This window comes from Mesorhizobium sp. M8A.F.Ca.ET.202.01.1.1 (assembly GCF_004791595.1).
Classification (GTDB): domain Bacteria; phylum Pseudomonadota; class Alphaproteobacteria; order Rhizobiales; family Rhizobiaceae; genus Mesorhizobium.
Genome location: NZ_SRUN01000029.1, coordinates 1 through 16,885 on the forward strand (window position 1 = coordinate 1; position 16,885 = coordinate 16,885).

The window sequence follows — 16,885 nt, forward strand, 5'->3', positions numbered from 1 at the left end:
CCATCAGCCGGGTCGGCAGCGGCGGCATGCCGGGGCCGTCCGAATAGACGGCGCCGAAACGCTCCTCCAGCACCGGCCAGTCGATCGCCTGCGCCAGCCGCACCAGCTCGTGCTTCATGTTGATGATTTGGTCGAGCCGGGAGCGGAACAGGTCCTGCTCTCCCGTCTCGCGCTTCTCGCGTGGCCTGGACATTCGCTGTCCCCTCGATTCGCCGCCGCCGAACCGAGTGAATCACGCTCCGCGCCACAAGGGAATCGCAAAACCGAATTGCAGGAAAACAGCGTCCAAATACCGCTAATCCTGCAATTCCAAAGCCGCTATCCGCCTCAATCAACAGGCCAGATCAATGGCTTGCGGATAGTTCACGGCCGACCAAATCGAAAATGCAAACTTAGGCTGTTGCGCGGTATCTCCTTCCACATCATCTCTTGCGCATACCTGCATTCCAAGGTGTTTGATCCTATGCTTCGCGAGGAGCAGGTAGGTCGCGACAGCTAGGCAATGTTCCAGCTGCCCTAGCGGAGGAGTCACGATTTTCCGGCAAGCTCCGTCGGCAGACGTTCCTTTCTGGCCTTGGCAAAGGCTCGGTCGCCTTCCAGAAACGCCGCCAGCATGAAAGGGATGAGTTCTGCCACGGTTTCAGACTGACCATAGGTCTGACGGTAAAGTGCAGCATACTCCTTGAGTGTTTGGCTCAGCTCCGCGCTGACGGTAATGGTGATCTTCGAAGCTGTTCGGTCCGGAAGTTTTCCAAGTTTCAGGTCAGCCATGATAACTCCTGCTCAACTGGCGTATGGCCGCAGCACGATGTCCTTGTGCACGATGACGCGCAGTGGCCAACCTGGGCGGACGACGATGGTGGGCTGGATATTGAGGTTTTTTTCGGTGATGCGCTGGCCGGCTCGACTGGCGTTCTGCTGGGCTGATTCCCGGATCGCCTTGACCAGATCGCTCTCGTTTTCGCCGAGGCTGAATTCTGTGCCGACACCGAGCAATGTGGCAAGCGCCACTCCCTTGATCATCTGCCAAGTGTGGAAATCGACTTCGTCTTCCAGCCCTGCGTAGCCGGCGGTGTCGCTCGCGGGCAGATTGTCGATTTCGGCCGACGAGCCGTCGGGCAGCAGAATGCGCTGCCAGACCAGCAGCGCTCGCTTTTGCCCGAACGCGACGACGCTGTCGTAGACGCCGATAAGACGTGAGCCCTGCGGAATCAGCAATATGTTGCCCGTGACCGTGTCGTGCACATTTTCGGTGACTTGCGCGACGACAAGGCCCGGCAAATCGGAATTGATGCCGGTGATCAGGCTGGCGGCAATCACGCTGCCAGCCATCAGTTGATATGGCGAGATCGGCGTCTGCAGCGCATGCGGATTGTAGATCCCGCCAGTGCTCCGCTGGCTGAGAAAATCAAGCTTTCGCTGCTGATTGTTCTGGTCGCCTTCCGCCGCCGCCACCGAGGCTGACGCGCGTCCTGCTTCGGATTGGGGAAGCGCCTCAAATGGATGCTGAGCAGTTTGCACGCTCTCTCCGACATCTGTCTTTTGAGCTCGATTTTCGACGCGGAAAAGCACCCGCGATTCACGCGCTTCGATCGCCTGCTGCGCTAGACGCTGCTCCTCGGCCGAGATGTCTTGGCCCGGCACGATGCCGAGCTGGCGCTGCCGCTCGAGGATGGGGCGGCCGAGGTCGCCCGGCAAAGGTAGCCCAAGGACGGGAGGCTTCGGCTTCATGCCGGAATAGTCATGGGGAAGCGTATCGAGCCCCTCGGCGGTTGGTTTGCGCTCAGTGTTGTAGAGATCTTCCGCCTGATCCCTGATGCGAAGGGCCGGCCCCTGGAGGGCGATCATGGTAACGCCGAAGACAGCGCCGGATCCGAGCGCTGCGATCGCGATGATCACACCGCGCCTGAACCGCACCACGCGGCGGGGAGAGGCCCGAAGCTGCAGTTCCTCGGGATCCAGTTTCGGCGGGATGCCAGAGCGGGAATTTTCGATCATGAGTCCTCACCTCGCCGGCTGCCGCGAAAGAGCGAGATCCGCCGTTGCGGTTGCCTGCCGTCAATCCTGCTGATGCGGATCACCTGCTGCCGCTTGGTGCCGAGGCGAAGTTCGGCCGCGGCGAAGAGCCGATCGACGATGTAATAGTTGCCGCGCACGCGATAGTTGACGAGCTCGCTGCTCCCATCTGCGCCGACGATGAAGAGTGGTGGCGCCTCGCCCTGATCTATGCGACGAGGGAACTCAATATAGACCTTGCTGCCGTCGTCGAAGGCTCGCGTCGGTCTCCAGGGCGGTGTGTCGCCACTGATTGAGTAGCGAAAGCGAAGGTTTTCGAGCGCGATATTCGACGCGACCGGTGTAACTGCCTCGGCTTGAGCATTGCGCTGGCGAAGCGCGATGATCTGGTCTTGGCTGTAGGTCCAGGAGATTGCCGCCATTGCGGTCTTCTCGGTGCTTTGAAGCTGCAAATGATAGGTCCGCCGGTCCGTCGTAATGACGACATTGGTGGCAAGACCCGGCGCGAAGGGTTTTACCAGAACATGGGTGCGCTGATTGTCACCGGTGCCGCTTGCGGTATCGCCAATGACCCAGCGCACGGTGTCGCCAGCCGACACGGCGGTTAGTTTCTCGCCCGGCTGCAGAGCGATGTCGGTCACGCGCTCCGGCGCGGCATAGAGTTGATAAAGCGCGCCATCGGTGAAGGGGTAGACTTGCACGGCATTAACATACCCGTACTTGGTGGGTTGCTGGGTCGCGGCTTTGTTGGCATCAGCGACGCGTTCTTCAGGGGGGCGCTTGTCCTCGGCCTTGCCGGGCTCGGGCTGCATTTGGCCAGGCAGCGGCAGTGGTTTTGGCACCTCGACAATTCTAATCGGCCTCTCCGGCGCCTTTTCGATCGCGGCCGGTTTGAAGTCGGCAGCGTCATAGGAAATCTCAGGCGGCGGCACCTTCTTCGATGCACAAGCGGAAACGACCGCTGCCGACACCGATAGGATCAGCACGGCACGAATCGGTGACATTTTACCTTTCATTGGTGGACTCCGTCGGAGAAAGGGGGGTTGGGACGGCGCTGTCGAGCTCGCGTGACCAGTCAATGGCATTGATGAAGACGCCGAGCGGATTCTTGCGCAGCTGATCCGTATTGCTTGGCGAGCGAATCACGATCGTGAGGATCGCAGTCCAGCGCATCGTGCTGGCAAGGCTTCCGCGCTCAAACACCTGCTCGGTCCATTTGACCTGGAATGAACTTTCGGAGGCTCTGACCACGCTGGTGACCTGTACCGAAACACTGCGCGTTCCGATCTGACCGAAGGGGTCGTTCGCCTTGGCGTATTCGTTGAGGAAGAGCGCTGCGCGATCGCTAGCAAAGTCGTACGCTGCCAACCAGTTCTGCCGTACCAAAACCGGATCGGTGGAAACGGAACGGACATTCTGGATGAAGCGGCCGAGATGCCAGGCGATCTGAGCATCCGAGGGCTCATAATTCCGGATCGCCGGCGCGACGGCGCGCGTCTCGCCGAAGCCATCGACCTCGACGACATAAGGCACGACACGGCTTTGCATCGACTGCCATACGAGTCCGCCGGAAAGCCCGGTCGCCAAGGCCAGGCAGCCAAGGGCCATGATCCGCCAGTTCCTGGCCTGCAGTCGAGATGAGCCGATGCGCTCGTCCCACAGCTGGGCGGCTTTTTGATACGGCGTGACCGGTTCGGGTGTTTTGCCGTAACGGTGCACGGGTCGCTTGAAGAGCATCTAGTCATCCTTGTCGTTGAGAGAGGGGTTGGCGCTGCCTCCCGGCCGGTCTCCGTCTCGGACAGCTTGCATGGCAGCGTGGCGATTTGCACGGGCGGTCTGTTCAGAACGTAGGCGCCTTGCCCACGTCGGCGCCGAAACAGTGGCCGAACCGGCAGAGCGTTCGGTCATTGGCGCTGTCGGCGTGCCGCCGGTCGCGGTCCACGCGGCATCGCGCCCGGCATCGGCGTTGCGCCCAACACTTGCAGTGGCGGATCGCGCTATGCGTATAGCGGCGCCGCCAGCTGCACTGGTTACACCATGCATTCCAGCAGCCACACCGGAGAGGCCAGCGTCGGGCGAGGTTGCGCGCCCGATCTGCCATGACGTGGAAGCAGCCGATCCCATTGTTGTGCCGGCTCGGATGGCGGCGACACCGCCGCTGGTTGCCATACGCGCGCCAGCAAATGCTGTGCCTCCAGCAACGAGTGATACACCCGCTGCCGCCGCGGTCGTGCCGAGGGCGGCGCCCGCCCCAAGCTGCGGTGCGCCTGAGACAAGACCCGACGCGATCCCCGGCCCAAAAATGCCAAGGCCAAGCAATGCCAGTGCGCCCAGTACCTGGGACATGGCACCGGCAAGATCCGGCTCCTTGCCTTGCAATGCGGAAGCGAACTCCCCGAAGAGCGTGGAGCCGATACCGACAATGACGGCGAGCACCATCACCTTGATGCCTGACGAGATAACATGGCCGAGCACGCGTTCGGCCAGGAACGCTGAACGGTTCCAAAGTGCGAATGGAACCAAAACAAAACCTGCCAGCGTGGTGAGCTTGAACTCAAGGATGGTGATGAAAAGCTGGATGGAAAGGATGAAGAAGGCGATGATGACCAGGAACCAGGCCATCAGCAGCACGAAGATGGTCAGTGCGTTGCCGAAGATTTCCGGGAAGCCCAGGAGCTGACTGGCTTGGTCAAGCATTGGCCAAGCACCTTCGAAACCGGTCGCGGCAATGCGGCCCGGGCGCAAGAGATTGTCTGCCGACAGATTGCCGGCCGACGCCTTAATCCCGAGACCGGCAAAAGAACGATAAACGATATCGGCGAGGTTCTTGAAATTGTTCAGAATGAAGGCGAAGACGCCAACATAGAGCACCTTGCGGACAAGCCGGCCGAGAACGCTGGTTTCGTCGCCGAGCGCCCACGCCAGGCCGGCAAGTGTGATGTCAATGCCGATCAGAATGGTAGTGAGGAAGGCGAGGTCGCCCGATAGCAGACCGAACCCGCTGTCGATGTAGCGGATGAAGGTCTCCATGAAGCGATCGATGACGCCAAGGTCGTTCATGCCGCTGCCTTTCTCGTCGTGATGAACTCGTGATTAATTGCCGGGATAAGCCGAGCCGGTACCCAAGAATCGCTTCGTCATCTCGCGGGCGGCTTCGTCTGACTGGGCCTTGCGGGCGGCATCCTCGGCCTCAGCTCGAAACTGCGTTGCGAGCAGCGTCTGGATCTGCATCTGCTGTTTTGTCGAAAGCGCCATCAGCTGGTTGGTGGCCTGGCTTGCCTGAAGCGCACCGGCCGCCCCTTGGCTGCGGTTGACGAGATCGGCGAGCAGATCGCCGTCGGCGCGGACGTTCTCGACGATTTGCGACTGGACACCCATGGTCTGGCGGAACGCCTGCATGGCGGTTTGCCAACGCTCCCGCGCAGCACTCGCCACATCGCTGACTTTGATCGTGGCGTCGTAGCTTTCCGGATATTGGCTGCGCCACTGGTCTTGAAGCTTGCCCAGATCAAAGCTGAGGCCACTCGCCTGGTCCATCAAGCCGTCGATGCGATGGAGCGAACCGGTGAGTTGGCCAACGGAAGAGAAATCCAGACGCTGAAGATTGCGCGCCATGTTCTGCAGCATGGTCGCCTGATTCTGCAGCGACTGGATCTGGTTGTTGATCTGCTCCAATGCGCGCGCGGCCGTCAGCACGTTCTGCGCATAATTGGACGGATCGAACACGATAAGGGCGTAGGCGGGCTGCACATAGTCGGCCATAGGCTTGGCGATCAGGGAAACGGTGATCAGGCCGGAGAGAAGGCGTCGCCGCATCATGAGAATTGCTCCTTGTCTGGTTGAGGGAATTGCTTGAGAAGTTCGCCGGCCCAATCGAGGCCGCGCGCGATCAGGAACTGCGAGGCAAAGCTGCCTTGCCCGTCTTCGGACATGATCCTGTCGATCAGAGTCTGCGTGGCCGGATCGGAAGCACCGCAAAGCGCAAGAGCGATGGGGCCAAGCTCGAGCTCGAACAGACGGTTGCCGCGGCGCGATTGCAGATAATACTGACGCTTCGGCGTGGCGCGGGCGATCAATTCGATCTGCCGCTCGCTTAAACCGAAGCGCTCGTAGGCTGTGCGCGCCTGGGGTTCCACGGCACGATCATTGGGAAGGAAAATGCGCTGCGGGCAGCTTTCGATGATTGCCGGCGCTATGCCAGAGCCCGCGATATCAGCCAGCGACTGCGTAGCGAAGACAACCGACACGTTCTTCTTTCGCAGCACCTTCAGCCATTCGCGGATGCGGGCGGCGAACAGCGGATTGTCGAGATAGACCCACGCCTCGTCGAGCATGATCAGCGTGGGCCGTCCGTCGAACCGTTCCTCAAGTCGCTGGAACAGATAGGTAAGCACCGGCAGCAAAGCGCTTTGGCTGTGCATTAACTCCTCGGTCTCGAAACACTGCACATCCGACAAGGCCAGCCCATCATGATCGGCATCGAGCAGGCGGCCGAAGGGACCGTCGAGCGTGTAGGGCATCAATGCGGTCTTCAGCGCATTGGATTGAAGCAGGACCGAAAGACCGGTCAGTGTGCGTTCCTGCGCCGGCGCGGTGGCAAGGCTGGCCAGCGCTGACCAAATAGCCTCCTTCACCTCCGGCGTGACGGTGACGTTCTCGTGGGCAACAAGGCTGGCGATCCATTCGGCCGCCCAGCTTCGGCTAGCCTGGTCGTTGATGCTGCGCAGTGGCTGAAAGGCAAGGGAACCGTCCGCTCCTAGCGCGTGGTGTTCTCCACCCATGGCAAGTGTTGCAGCACGGGCCGAATTGCCTTTGTCGAAGACATAAACCTGGGCGCCGGCGTAGCGCCTGAACTGCAGAGCAATCAGAGCAAGCAGAACCGACTTGCCGGCGCCGGTCGGACCAACAACCAGCATGTGGCCGACATCTTCGACGTGGGTGGAAAGCCGAAACGGTGTCGACCCACTGGTCTCGGCAACGAAAAGCGGTGGCGCTTCGGTTTGGGTGACTTTCGCGAGATGCTCGTTTGTCGCAGGACCGGCCCAAACCGACGACAGCGGCATGAGATGGGCAAGGTTCAATGTATGAACGAGCGGTTGGCGAACGTTAGCGTAGACATGGCCAGGCAATGAGCCGAGCCAAGCCTCGACCGCATTGACGCCTTCTCGGATCGTGGTGAAGCCGAGCCCATTGATGATGCGCTCGACCGCGCGAAGCTTCTCTGCAGCGGCTTGGCGATCCTCGCCCCACACCGTCACGGTGGTGGTGAGATAGCCGAAACTCACATGATCACCGCCCAATGCCTGAAGGGCTTCGTCGGCATCGAGCGCCTTGTTGTCGGCATCGCTATCGACAAGCGGGACCGGCTCGTTGGTAATGACCTCGCGTAGGATTGCCACGATCGATTTGCGCTTGGCAAACCACTGCCGGCGCAATCGCGTCAGCGTCTTCGTGGCTTCCGTTTTCTCGAGCGGAATGAAGCGCGTCATCCAGCGATAGGCGAAATCCTGATGATTGAGGGTATCGAGGATTCCGGGCCGGGTGAGGTTCGGAAAGCCGAGGATGGTCAGTGTGCGAAGATGCTGCTCACCCAGCATCGGCTCCAGGCCACCGGTAAGCGGCGCATCGACCAGGATTGCATCCAGATATATCGGCGTTTCCGGGGCCATGATAGGATGGCGACGAGGCGAAATCGTGCCGTGGAGGTAGGTCAACGTCTGAGCATCATCGAGGACGCGTACTTCGGACATGAAACCCGAGAAGAGATCGAGCACGCGGTTGGTCTCGTCACGGAACCTCGCCAGATCCTGGCGCCAGTCTCTTTCTCCTCGGGAATAATGAGAGTCGACGAGCGTGCTTTCTGCGCGCGCCTGGGCGTCCGGCGGTGGCATAAACACCAAGGTCAGATGATAGCGGCTCTCGTAGTGCGCTACCTTCCCCTCGAAAGCAGCGCGGCGTTCTTCGTCGACCAGCCACGACGCGGCGTCAGGAAAATGCGAGTTCGGATAGCCCAGCGCTTCTGTGCGCTCGGCCTCAAAGAACAATGCCCAGCCAGAGCCAAGGCGTCTGAGAGCATTGTTCGCCCGGGCGCAAATGCCGACGAGTTCAGCCTCCGTCGCACTTTCGAGATCCGGGCCGCGGAACCGCAACGTCCGCTGAAAGCTGCCGTCCTTGTTGAGCACGATGCCGGGCGCCACCAAGGCAGCCCAGGGTAGATGGTCGGCAAGCCGGTCGGCTTTGCTTCGATATTCCGAAAGGTTCAGCATGCAAGCCACCCCTTCAGACGTAGGTGGCGCACAAGCACGCTGGCGAAGTCCGGATCGCGTCTTGCGGCAAACACCGCTAACGAGTGGCCTGCGATCCAAAGCACCAGACCAGCAATCCATTGCTGCAAGCCGAAGCCAATGGCCGCGGCCACTGTACCGTTGAGGATCGCCACCGCGCGCGGAGCCCCGCCGAGCAGGATCGGCTCGGTCAGCGCCCGGTGGACCGGTACTGCGAAGCCCTCGATATGCTGCTCCCCGGCGGCCATCAGACGAGCGCCCCACCACCGAAGGAGAAGAAGGAGAGGAAGAAGCTCGATGCCGCGAAGGCGATCGACAGACCGAAGACGATCTGAATCAGGCGCCGAAAACCACCGGCGGTGTCGCCGAAGGCAAGCGTCAGGCCGGTGGTGATAATGATGATCACCGCAACGATCTTGGCGACCGGTCCCTGCACGGACTCCAGGATCTGCTGCAGCGGCTGCTCCCACGGCATGCCGGAGCCGGCGGCATAAACCGGGGCCGTGATAAGAAACGCGAGCGCTGTGGACGAAAGAAAGCGAAGCTTCTTGCGCATGAGGAAGGCCTTTCAAAGCTGCTGGAGTTGCGAAAGCGTGAGCGGGGCAACGGCGTAATCGCCGCTGCCGTCGAGACCGGTGACCTCGGCGATTGCGTCGATGTGGCGCGACGAGCCGCGTCCCGCTATGAAGACGATCAGATCTATCGCCTCAGCGATGAGCCGGCGGGGAACGGTGACCACCGCTTCCTGGGCGAGTTGCTCAATGCGATAGAGAGCCGAGCGCGCGGAATTGGCGTGTACGGTAGCGATGCCGCCTGGGTGCCCGGTGTTCCATGCCTTCAGCATGTCGAGCGCTTCCGCGCCCCTCACCTCGCCCACGATGATGCGGTCCGGCCTGAGCCTCAGCGTCGAGCGCACGAGATCGGCAAGGGTGACCGAGCCCCGCCTTGTTCTCAGGGCAACGCAGTCCCTGGCCGCGCACTGCAGTTCGCGTGTGTCCTCGATCAGGATCACCCGATCGTCGCATTCGGCGACTTCAGCCAGCAGAGCGTTGGCGAGTGTTGTCTTCCCCGAGGAAGTGCCGCCGGCGATCAGCATGTTGCGCCGCTCGCGGACGGCCTTTTTCAGCGCATCGGCCTGCAGCGGCAGCATGATGCGTTCGGCAACATAGTCGGCCAGGGTGTAGACTTTCGCGGCGGGCTTGCGGATGGCAAAACATGGCGCCAACACCACAGGTGGCAGCAGGCCTTCGAAGCGTTCGCCAGACGGCAATTCGGCACTGACGATCGGGTTGTCGGCGTGCGCCTCGGCGCGCACGTGCGAAGCAACCAGGCGGATGATACGTTCTGCCTCGGACGGGTGCATGTGAACGTCGGTATCGACCCGACCTTCGCCTAACCGGTCGAGTCGCAGCGCGCCGTCGGGATTGACCATCACCTCGATGACGGACGGATCGGCCAGGGCTTCGGTGATTGCCGGACCCATGGCGGTGCGCAGCATGACACGCCGCCGGTGGTCGGCCTCGGGATGAGAGCTCATCCTTCCCCTCCCCCACCATTGTCTTTGCTAAGCGACTTTTTGCCGGAAGCGATGTGGCGGCCGACCTTCTCAACGAATTTCTCGAAACGCTCTTGGGCAATAGCCTGCGTTGCCCGATCCGGGACCGGCGTGTGGGCGTGAAGGGTGATCGAAAAGCGGATGAAGAGCGCCAGGCTCTCCAGGATCACCTCGGAATCGCGCCTGACGTGGGCAAGATCGCGGGAGAGCCGGTCAAGCCTTACGCCGTAGCGCCGATCGAACTCGCTCTCGCCACGCCGCTCGATGAACGCCTCGATCGCCTTCCCCACGATCGCTGATTTGGTCGTTGACGGATCGCGACTGAGGTTGTCCAGTTTCTCGCTGAGCTCCGGCTCAAGCAGAAACTGATGGCGAATGCGGTGCGGCTTCATGCGGATCGTTCCGACGGCCCGGCGTTGCGCCGGCGACGGGAGAAGCATCGGCCAGACGCTCAAAATTGCTTATGGCCGTTATCTACGCTGAGGTGCGCTCTGCAACTCAGCGGACTTCAGAAGCCGGGAATGACATCGTCGCCCCTGCCCTCGTTGATACCGTAGACGCGGGCCGCAGTGGAAATCCGATCCATGACACGCTTGTCCGCGAGCGCTTCGCTGTCATCGTCTGCGGGCTTGTACAGATCGGCCTGATCGGGCTCTTGAGAGACAACAACGTCTTCTTCGGGCAGGCTTGGATGGCGTTGCTGCTGAACGCCTCCCTCGTCTTCAACTGGCGCGTCGGCGCTTTCCTCGTCCGCAGCAAGTCGGCTATCGACGCTGCACACTTGTCCAGTCCAGCCGTCCGGGCGTGATGCAGGGCAGTCCGCATAGGGTCCGTCGTGCAGCACCGGCGCAGGCAGCACCCGATCTGTGAAATTCTGATCCTGATAATAGCGCAGCTTCTTGGCGCGGATCGGCGGCAACCCAGAAACCAGGACCAATTCGTCTGACGGCGGCAATTGCATCACCTCGCCTGGCGTCAGGAGCGGGCGCGCGGTTTCCTGGCGGCTCACCATGACATGTGAAAGCCAGGGCGCAAGCCGATGGCCCGCATAGTTGCGCATCGACCTAAGTTCGGTTGCGGTGCCGAGGGCATCCGAGATGCGCTTGGCCGTGCGTTCGTCATTGGAGGAAAAGGCAATTCGCACGTGGCAATTGTCGAGAATAGCATTGTTCTCGCCATAGGCCTTTGAAACCTGGTTCAAAGATTGTGCGATCAGATAGGAGCGAATGCCATAACCTGCCATGAAGGCGAGCGCCGTTTCGAAGAAGTCGAGGCGACCGAGCGCCGGAAACTCGTCCAGCATCATGAGCAGCTGATGCTTACGGCTCTTCTTCGGGTCCCCCTCCAGACGCTCCGTCAACCGCCTGCCGATCTGGTTCAAGATCAGTCGCACAAAAGGCTTGGTGCGCGAGATATCCGAAGGCGGCACGACCAGATAGAGCGACAGCGGTCGCTCTCCATCCACTAGGTCAGCGATGCGCCAGTCGCAGGACGAAGTGGCCGCCGCGACCGTTGGATCACGATAAAGCCCGAGAAAGGACATGGCGGTCGAGAGGACGCCTGAGCGCTCGTTTTCCGACTTGTTCAGGAGTTCGCGAGCCGCCGAGGCCACTACGGGATGGACCTGAGGGTTATGCCCCGTCCCGAGATGGTTTGTCGTCATCATCCGCCGTAGCGTTGCGGCAAACGAGCGTTGCGGGTCCGACAGGAAGGTGGCGACGCGGGCCAGCGTCTTGTCCTCTTCAGCGTAGAGCACGTGCAAAATGGCGCCAACTAGGAGTGAATGGCTGGTCTTCTCCCAGTGGTTCCGTCGCTCCAGCGCGCCCTCGGGATCGACGAGGATGTCGGCGATGTTTTGAACGTCCCGGATCTCATCTGGGCCTTTGCGCACCTCCAGCAGCGGGTTGTAGCGTGCCGATCTCGGGTCGGTCGGATTGAACAGAAGGCAGTACGAGAATTTCGACCGCCAGCCGGAGGTCAACTGCCAATTTTCGCCTTTTATATCATGAATGATGGCAGACCCGGTCCAGGAAAGTAGCGTTGGAACAACCAGCCCCACGCCCTTGCCCGAACGCGTCGGCGCAAATGCCATGACGTGCTCCGGGCCGTCATGGCGCAGATAGCGATCGTTCAGCCTACCGAGGAAAACGCCCGCCGGCCGTAACAACCCTGCCGTCTCGACCTCATGAGTCGTGGCCCACCGTGAAGACCCATAGGTCGTAACCGACCCGCGCTGTCGCGCGCGCAAAAGCGAGCCAGCGATTGCGGCGGCACAACCCAGGAATCCGCTGGCGCCTGCAAGCGTACCGGCTTTGTCGAAGACCTCCGGCGCATAAGCATCGAAGTGGAACCACCATTCAAACAGCTTCCACGGCTTGTAGATTGGCCAGCCGGCGAAGAGAAACCATGGTGCGCCGAGAGGCGTCTGGTAGGTCAGCATTTGAGCGCACCATTGGGTTGCCGTCCATACGCCGATAATGACAATTGCGCACACAACGGCGATCTGCCCGATCAGTAGCTTCGTAGGTGTCATCGGCTTGGCCCGCTGAACAACGCGACCTAGCATCGCGCGGCGCAGCCGGGACAGGAATGTTCCTCACATACGATTTGGGAGCAATGAACGACTTCCTACGTATGCAGGTCGGTCAGCACGCGTGTTGCGCCTTCACGCGACACCATCCGCCACTCCATCCTTTCCATTCACCCTGAGGCCCGGCGCCGCCGACAGTTGCGTGACCGCTCCTCCGCAAAGTTATCTTCTGCGTTCAGGGAGCCACGGCGCCTGGGCTGGCTGATGAACACCGTCCGCTCGCGCATGTGGGGTCGAATTGATTTGTGCCCAAGTGGAGGCAGGCTCGTCTTCCAACAGTTGCCGCAGTTCCCCTGGCTCGAACGCCATCATCGGTGGGGAAGCGGGTTCATCCTCCAACAGTTGCCGCAGTTCCCCTGGCTCGAACGCCATCATCGGTGGGGAAGCGGGTTCATCCTCCAACAGCTGCCGCAGTTCCCCTGGCTCGAACGCCATCATTGGTGGGGAGGCAGGCTCGTCCTCCAACAGTTGCCGCAGTTCCCCTGGCTCGAACGCCATCATTGGTGGGGAGGCAGGTTCGTCCTCCAACAGTTGCCGCAGTTCCCCTGGCTCGAACGCCATCATTGGTGGGGAGGCAGGCTCGTCTTCCAACAGTTGCCGCAGTTCCCCTGGCTCGAATGCCATCATCGGTGGGGAGGCGGGTTCATCCTCCAGCAGCTGCCGCGGCTCTTCCTCGTGCGGCAAGCGCCTCCTTAGCCGGTCTTGCAGCGCCTGCCGATCGGCAACGAGGTTGTCGAGGGGCAGCGGCTCGTGGTCTGGCCGCTGCCCTTTCACCAATCGTTCAACCAGCGCCCACGTGCCCTCCAGGACAAATACGCCGCAATCATAATGGTTCGTCTGTCTGGCCATGGGGGCTGGCGCCAAGGTGGCATTCAGCAGTCCTGCGAGCTGTTTTGCAGGCACGTCGTTATATCCCTCTCGCTGGAGGGAGTCGTAGTGATAGGCGAACCGCCTTTCCGGGTCGCGGCGATCAACGAGCAGCAGCGACCAATGGGTGCCGGGGCTAGTAGCCGTGCCATTATTCACTGGCAAGAACAGGAAGTCGGCTGTGGCGTTGTTTTGATTATAGATGGACTGCAATATGCCTCGAGCGTCTTGCGGCGACGTGTGTCGCAGTAGATGGGATACGGAAGGATCCACCAGCCGAGTCCGGGCAGCGAGCGCCGGATTGATCCCCTGCAGTTGCCCCTCCAGCAAATTGTAATCTCTCTGGATATGGGCGTCGCTCAGCCATTCGGCGGCGCCGAGCACCCGCCCCGTTGCAACGTTGGACGGGGCTGTCGGATCGAGCGCCCCGATCTGAGCCCCAGAGGAACTGGTAGTCAGTGTGGTCACATCAACCAGTGGAAGGCCGCGGTAGGTGCCTGGCAGCCTAGCGGTTGCTGGCGAGGCGGGTTGGGGAGCTCTTGCCGGTGCCGCTGGCCCAGCTTCAGCAGCGGCCCCAACGCGCCTGGTGACTGCGTCTGCCGGATGAGCAGAAAGGACAGTTTCGCGCCCGAGCACAATGCGCGGCAGGATATCCCGGAGGTGAGCCAATGCAGAACTGATACTTAGCCTATTACCATAGGAGACAGCCTTGAAGCTCTCAACATCTTTATCCAGCGATTTGTCGTGAATCCGAGCCGCAATCCCAAGCTTGTTATTTTGACGCAGGTACTGACTAAAATGTCTAAGAAAATTTGTATAGCCGCCCACGGTATCTGGATTCCGTCCGGTCGCAGGCGCTGCCAGGTACTCCTTGGTCGAAGCGGCTCTGTAATTTCTAATGAGCTCGGCATCGTCAGGATAGGGGATCACGACAGGGCGAGCCATAATCGGGGCTCCGCCTGTCGACTTCTTGAGGTAACGCAGTGCGCCAGCCACGGTGGAGGAACCACCCGTACTCTCGTACTCCTTGAGATCCTGATCCAGCGACGAATGGTAAAGCCGAGCAGCAAACCCTGGCTTGTTGTTTTGAAGGAGCCACCGACTAAAGCCGAAAAGAGAATTTACATTGTAAGTGACCGTGTTCGCTTTGGCCTTACCCGCGTGGAATGCTGCCCTCAGCCCTTCGATAGCGGTCGCATCGTTGGAATAGACAGGACGCTTGTCGGCACCGTCGGGGACTACAATTGGACGATCCGGCTGCACTGTCGAGGGCATCGACCCACCACCTCCGGGATGCGGTGCTGGGGTGGATTCGTGCTCATCCCTCTGCCTGACGAGCTGCGCCTCACATTCCGGTGTAGCCACCTCATGAGGATCCTGCATCGGTTCGATCCCCTCCATCTCCTGCTGCAACCAAGCCAAAGCTTGGCGAGCGGCCTGCGCGGCTTCATCAACCGCGGAGGATGTCTCCACACCTCTGGCGGACGCCGGCAGAGCCTGCTCCGCCCGCCGTCGAAAGAGCTCTGGCGAGGCGGATTTCTCCGCCCACAATCTGGGCTGCGTAGCGAGTCCCCGTCCAGATTTATGTGGCACCGCCTCGCTTGGCAGCGGGCTGCTCCTGTCCCGTGCAGCTACCAGCTCCTCCGGGGCGCCCTGGTCGCCGTGGCGCCAGTTCAAGTGAGGGACGGCCTCTCCAAAGTCGGGCGCTTGGTGTTGGTGCGCGGTTGGGGCGAGAGACAATGGTAGATCGGTGCCCTCCTTATAACCTACCGGCAGGAGCTCCTCTGGCCAATCGAATCCCTGCTGTGGTGCGGTATGCTGAGCAGCGTCGCCACGGGGACGAGCCTCCATGCTGACCGCGTTTTCCAGATGATTCCCGAGTATAACGCGCGGCGGGTTCTTGCGGAGATAAACCAGCGCAGATTCGATCGGAGCTCCACCATTAGAGGAGGCGGCCTTGTAGCTCTCAACATCTTTATCCAGCGATTTATCGTAAATGCGACCCGCAATTCCGAGCTTGTCATTTTGACGTAGGTAATGACTGAAATGGTTAAGAGCAGTTGCGTAGCCGCTCGCGGATCTGAAATGTCTGGTGAGCGCGGCGTCGTCAGGATGGGGGTTCAGGACAGCGCGACCCACAATCGGGCCGGCTCCGCCCATCGACTTCATCAATTGACGCAGTGCGCCAGCCACGGTGGAGGAACCACCCCTACTCTCGTACTCCTCGAGATCCTGGCTCAGCGACGGATGGTAAAGCCGAGCAGCAAGCCCTGGCTTGTTGTTTTGAAAGAGCCAACGACTAAAGCCGAAAAGAGAATTTGTGCTGCGAGTGACCGTGTCCGGCCTGGCTTTACCCGCAAGGAGTGCTGACTTCAGCCCTTCGATGGCGGTGGCATCGTTGGAATAAACAGGACGCTTGTCGGCACCGTCGGGGACCACAATTGGACGATCCGGCTGCACTGTCGAGGGCATCGACCCGTCGAGATGCGGTGCTGGGGTGTATTCGTGCTCGTCCCCCTGCATCACAAGTTGCGCCTCCCGTTCCGATGTACCCACCTGATCGGTGGGGAGTTGCATCATCACGCGAGCGCCTGAGTTGCCAACCTCACCTGGTTGCCGCTCAGTGACAGCATGCTGCAGATTGCTTTGGATCCTCTGCCTCTTCGTTGGTCTCAACTCACCTTTACCATGCGAGCCATTGACGAGGACCTCCTCGCCTAGCGCACCCATCAACTCGTCCGCCGCCTGCAGTTCGCCCAAGTGCTGCTCAAAACCGGCTTGGCCGGCCTGTCCGCTTGCTCGTGCGGTACGGCGTGCTGCACCTGCAGCCAAGCTGCCACGATGAATGTCTAGTTTGTACGGGTGCACGCTATCCTCACTTCCACAGATCACATGAGCAACCTACTCAGGCAAGCTTTCGAGAGGCTGACGAGGTCCGCCGCCGCGGAAGGCGAAGGCTGGTTTTCTGCTCAGCGGTTGACGGCCTCGCGTGTTGCGGCCGCGCCGGGTATCACGCCAATCAATCTGAATAGTCGATGCGTCAAACGAACCAGGATGGGATTTTCGTAGCGGGGCTGCTCTACTCACTCTTGTCCTGAGGGCAGAATTCAACCATATCGCCGAGCAACTGGATGCCGATTGGATACCCGATCCGGAAAGCTTCAGCTCATATGTGACGCGAGGATGAGAATCGTGGCAGCTCCAGACCGACGGGCTGCCACCCACAGCGGCGATGACCGACGAGGGTCTTCTATTGCCAAGGCAATCGTCCGTTCGGGGACCTATGTGTTCCAATGCTCGTCGAGCGGATCGGTGGGCCGCACCGCCGTAGCGTTACGGCGAGCGGAAGCGGCGTTGGGTGCGGCTTTTCCCCTGAACGCTTCACACCAGGCTGATAGGGGATCTTGCAATCGCACACACGCGGTCTGCAGGCGTGCCTATCAAGCAGTTTGCTCAGACCAACGTCGCGGCGAGCCGATCCTCAATACGCAGCGCAAGTCCTAGACTCCACGATCGTCCTTCGGTGCAGATTTGCTCGCGCCTCGCCCTGATTACAGCTGATAAGGCGAGCTA

13 protein-coding genes and 1 pseudogene are annotated in these 16,885 nt (G+C 60.8%); all 14 read right to left on the reverse strand.

The window, feature by feature from the left end:
* Positions 1 to 193 (reverse strand): annotated as a pseudogene (locus EN845_RS32700) (IS5/IS1182 family transposase); the annotation flags it as partial.
* A gap of 335 nt (positions 194 to 528) precedes the next feature.
* Positions 529 to 771 (reverse strand): DUF2274 domain-containing protein, encoded by a 243-nt coding sequence (locus tag EN845_RS32705; RefSeq protein ID WP_024502859.1) that lies wholly within the window; start codon positions 769 to 771, stop codon positions 529 to 531.
* Between the two features lie 12 nt (positions 772 to 783).
* The gene (locus tag EN845_RS32710) at positions 784 to 1,998 is read right to left on the reverse strand and encodes a TrbI/VirB10 family protein (RefSeq protein WP_063169228.1); all 1,215 of its coding nucleotides are present in this window, start codon (positions 1,996 to 1,998) and stop codon (positions 784 to 786) included.
* On the reverse strand, positions 1,995 to 3,020 hold the full coding sequence (trbG, locus tag EN845_RS32715; protein WP_164548809.1) for a P-type conjugative transfer protein TrbG: 1,026 nt from the start codon (positions 3,018 to 3,020) through the stop codon (positions 1,995 to 1,997). The genes EN845_RS32710 and trbG overlap by 4 nt, the downstream gene beginning before the upstream one ends.
* A 1-nt stretch (position 3,021) precedes the next feature.
* The gene (gene trbF / locus EN845_RS32720; protein ID WP_063169230.1) at positions 3,022 to 3,753 is read right to left on the reverse strand and encodes a conjugal transfer protein TrbF; all 732 of its coding nucleotides are present in this window, start codon (positions 3,751 to 3,753) and stop codon (positions 3,022 to 3,024) included.
* Complete coding sequence (gene trbL / locus EN845_RS32725) at positions 3,754 to 5,076, reverse strand: P-type conjugative transfer protein TrbL (protein WP_127311891.1); 1,323 nt, start codon at positions 5,074 to 5,076, stop codon at positions 3,754 to 3,756.
* A 33-nt stretch (positions 5,077 to 5,109) separates the two neighbouring features.
* Complete coding sequence (gene trbJ / locus EN845_RS32730) at positions 5,110 to 5,835, reverse strand: P-type conjugative transfer protein TrbJ (protein ID WP_024502854.1); 726 nt, start codon at positions 5,833 to 5,835, stop codon at positions 5,110 to 5,112.
* A complete protein-coding gene (gene trbE / locus EN845_RS32735) occupies positions 5,832 to 8,282 on the reverse strand; it encodes a conjugal transfer protein TrbE (protein ID WP_063169232.1) in 2,451 nt (816 codons plus the stop codon). Before trbE ends, trbJ begins: the two co-directional genes overlap by 4 nt.
* Positions 8,276 to 8,548 carry a VirB3 family type IV secretion system protein gene (locus tag EN845_RS32740; protein ID WP_024502852.1) on the reverse strand — a complete coding sequence of 91 codons (273 nt, stop codon included), beginning with the start codon at positions 8,546 to 8,548 and terminating at the stop codon, positions 8,276 to 8,278. The genes trbE and EN845_RS32740 overlap by 7 nt, the downstream gene beginning before the upstream one ends.
* The gene (locus EN845_RS32745; protein ID WP_024502851.1) at positions 8,548 to 8,856 is read right to left on the reverse strand and encodes a TrbC/VirB2 family protein; all 309 of its coding nucleotides are present in this window, start codon (positions 8,854 to 8,856) and stop codon (positions 8,548 to 8,550) included. The genes EN845_RS32740 and EN845_RS32745 overlap by 1 nt, the downstream gene beginning before the upstream one ends.
* Positions 8,857 to 8,868: 12 nt before the next feature.
* Positions 8,869 to 9,837: a P-type conjugative transfer ATPase TrbB gene (trbB, locus tag EN845_RS32750; protein WP_024502850.1), complete on the reverse strand. Its 969-nt coding sequence runs from the start codon at positions 9,835 to 9,837 to the stop codon at positions 8,869 to 8,871.
* On the reverse strand, positions 9,834 to 10,247 hold the full coding sequence (locus EN845_RS32755; protein ID WP_127309135.1) for a CopG family transcriptional regulator: 414 nt from the start codon (positions 10,245 to 10,247) through the stop codon (positions 9,834 to 9,836). Before EN845_RS32755 ends, trbB begins: the two co-directional genes overlap by 4 nt.
* A 116-nt stretch (positions 10,248 to 10,363) precedes the next feature.
* Positions 10,364 to 12,388, reverse strand: coding sequence for a conjugal transfer protein TraG (locus EN845_RS32760; RefSeq protein WP_063169233.1), 2,025 nt, complete (start codon positions 12,386 to 12,388; stop codon positions 10,364 to 10,366).
* Between the two features lie 219 nt (positions 12,389 to 12,607).
* Positions 12,608 to 16,072 carry a Ulp1 family isopeptidase gene (locus EN845_RS32765; protein ID WP_063169234.1) on the reverse strand — a complete coding sequence of 1,155 codons (3,465 nt, stop codon included), beginning with the start codon at positions 16,070 to 16,072 and terminating at the stop codon, positions 12,608 to 12,610.
* Positions 16,073 to 16,885: the final 813 nt, after the last annotated feature.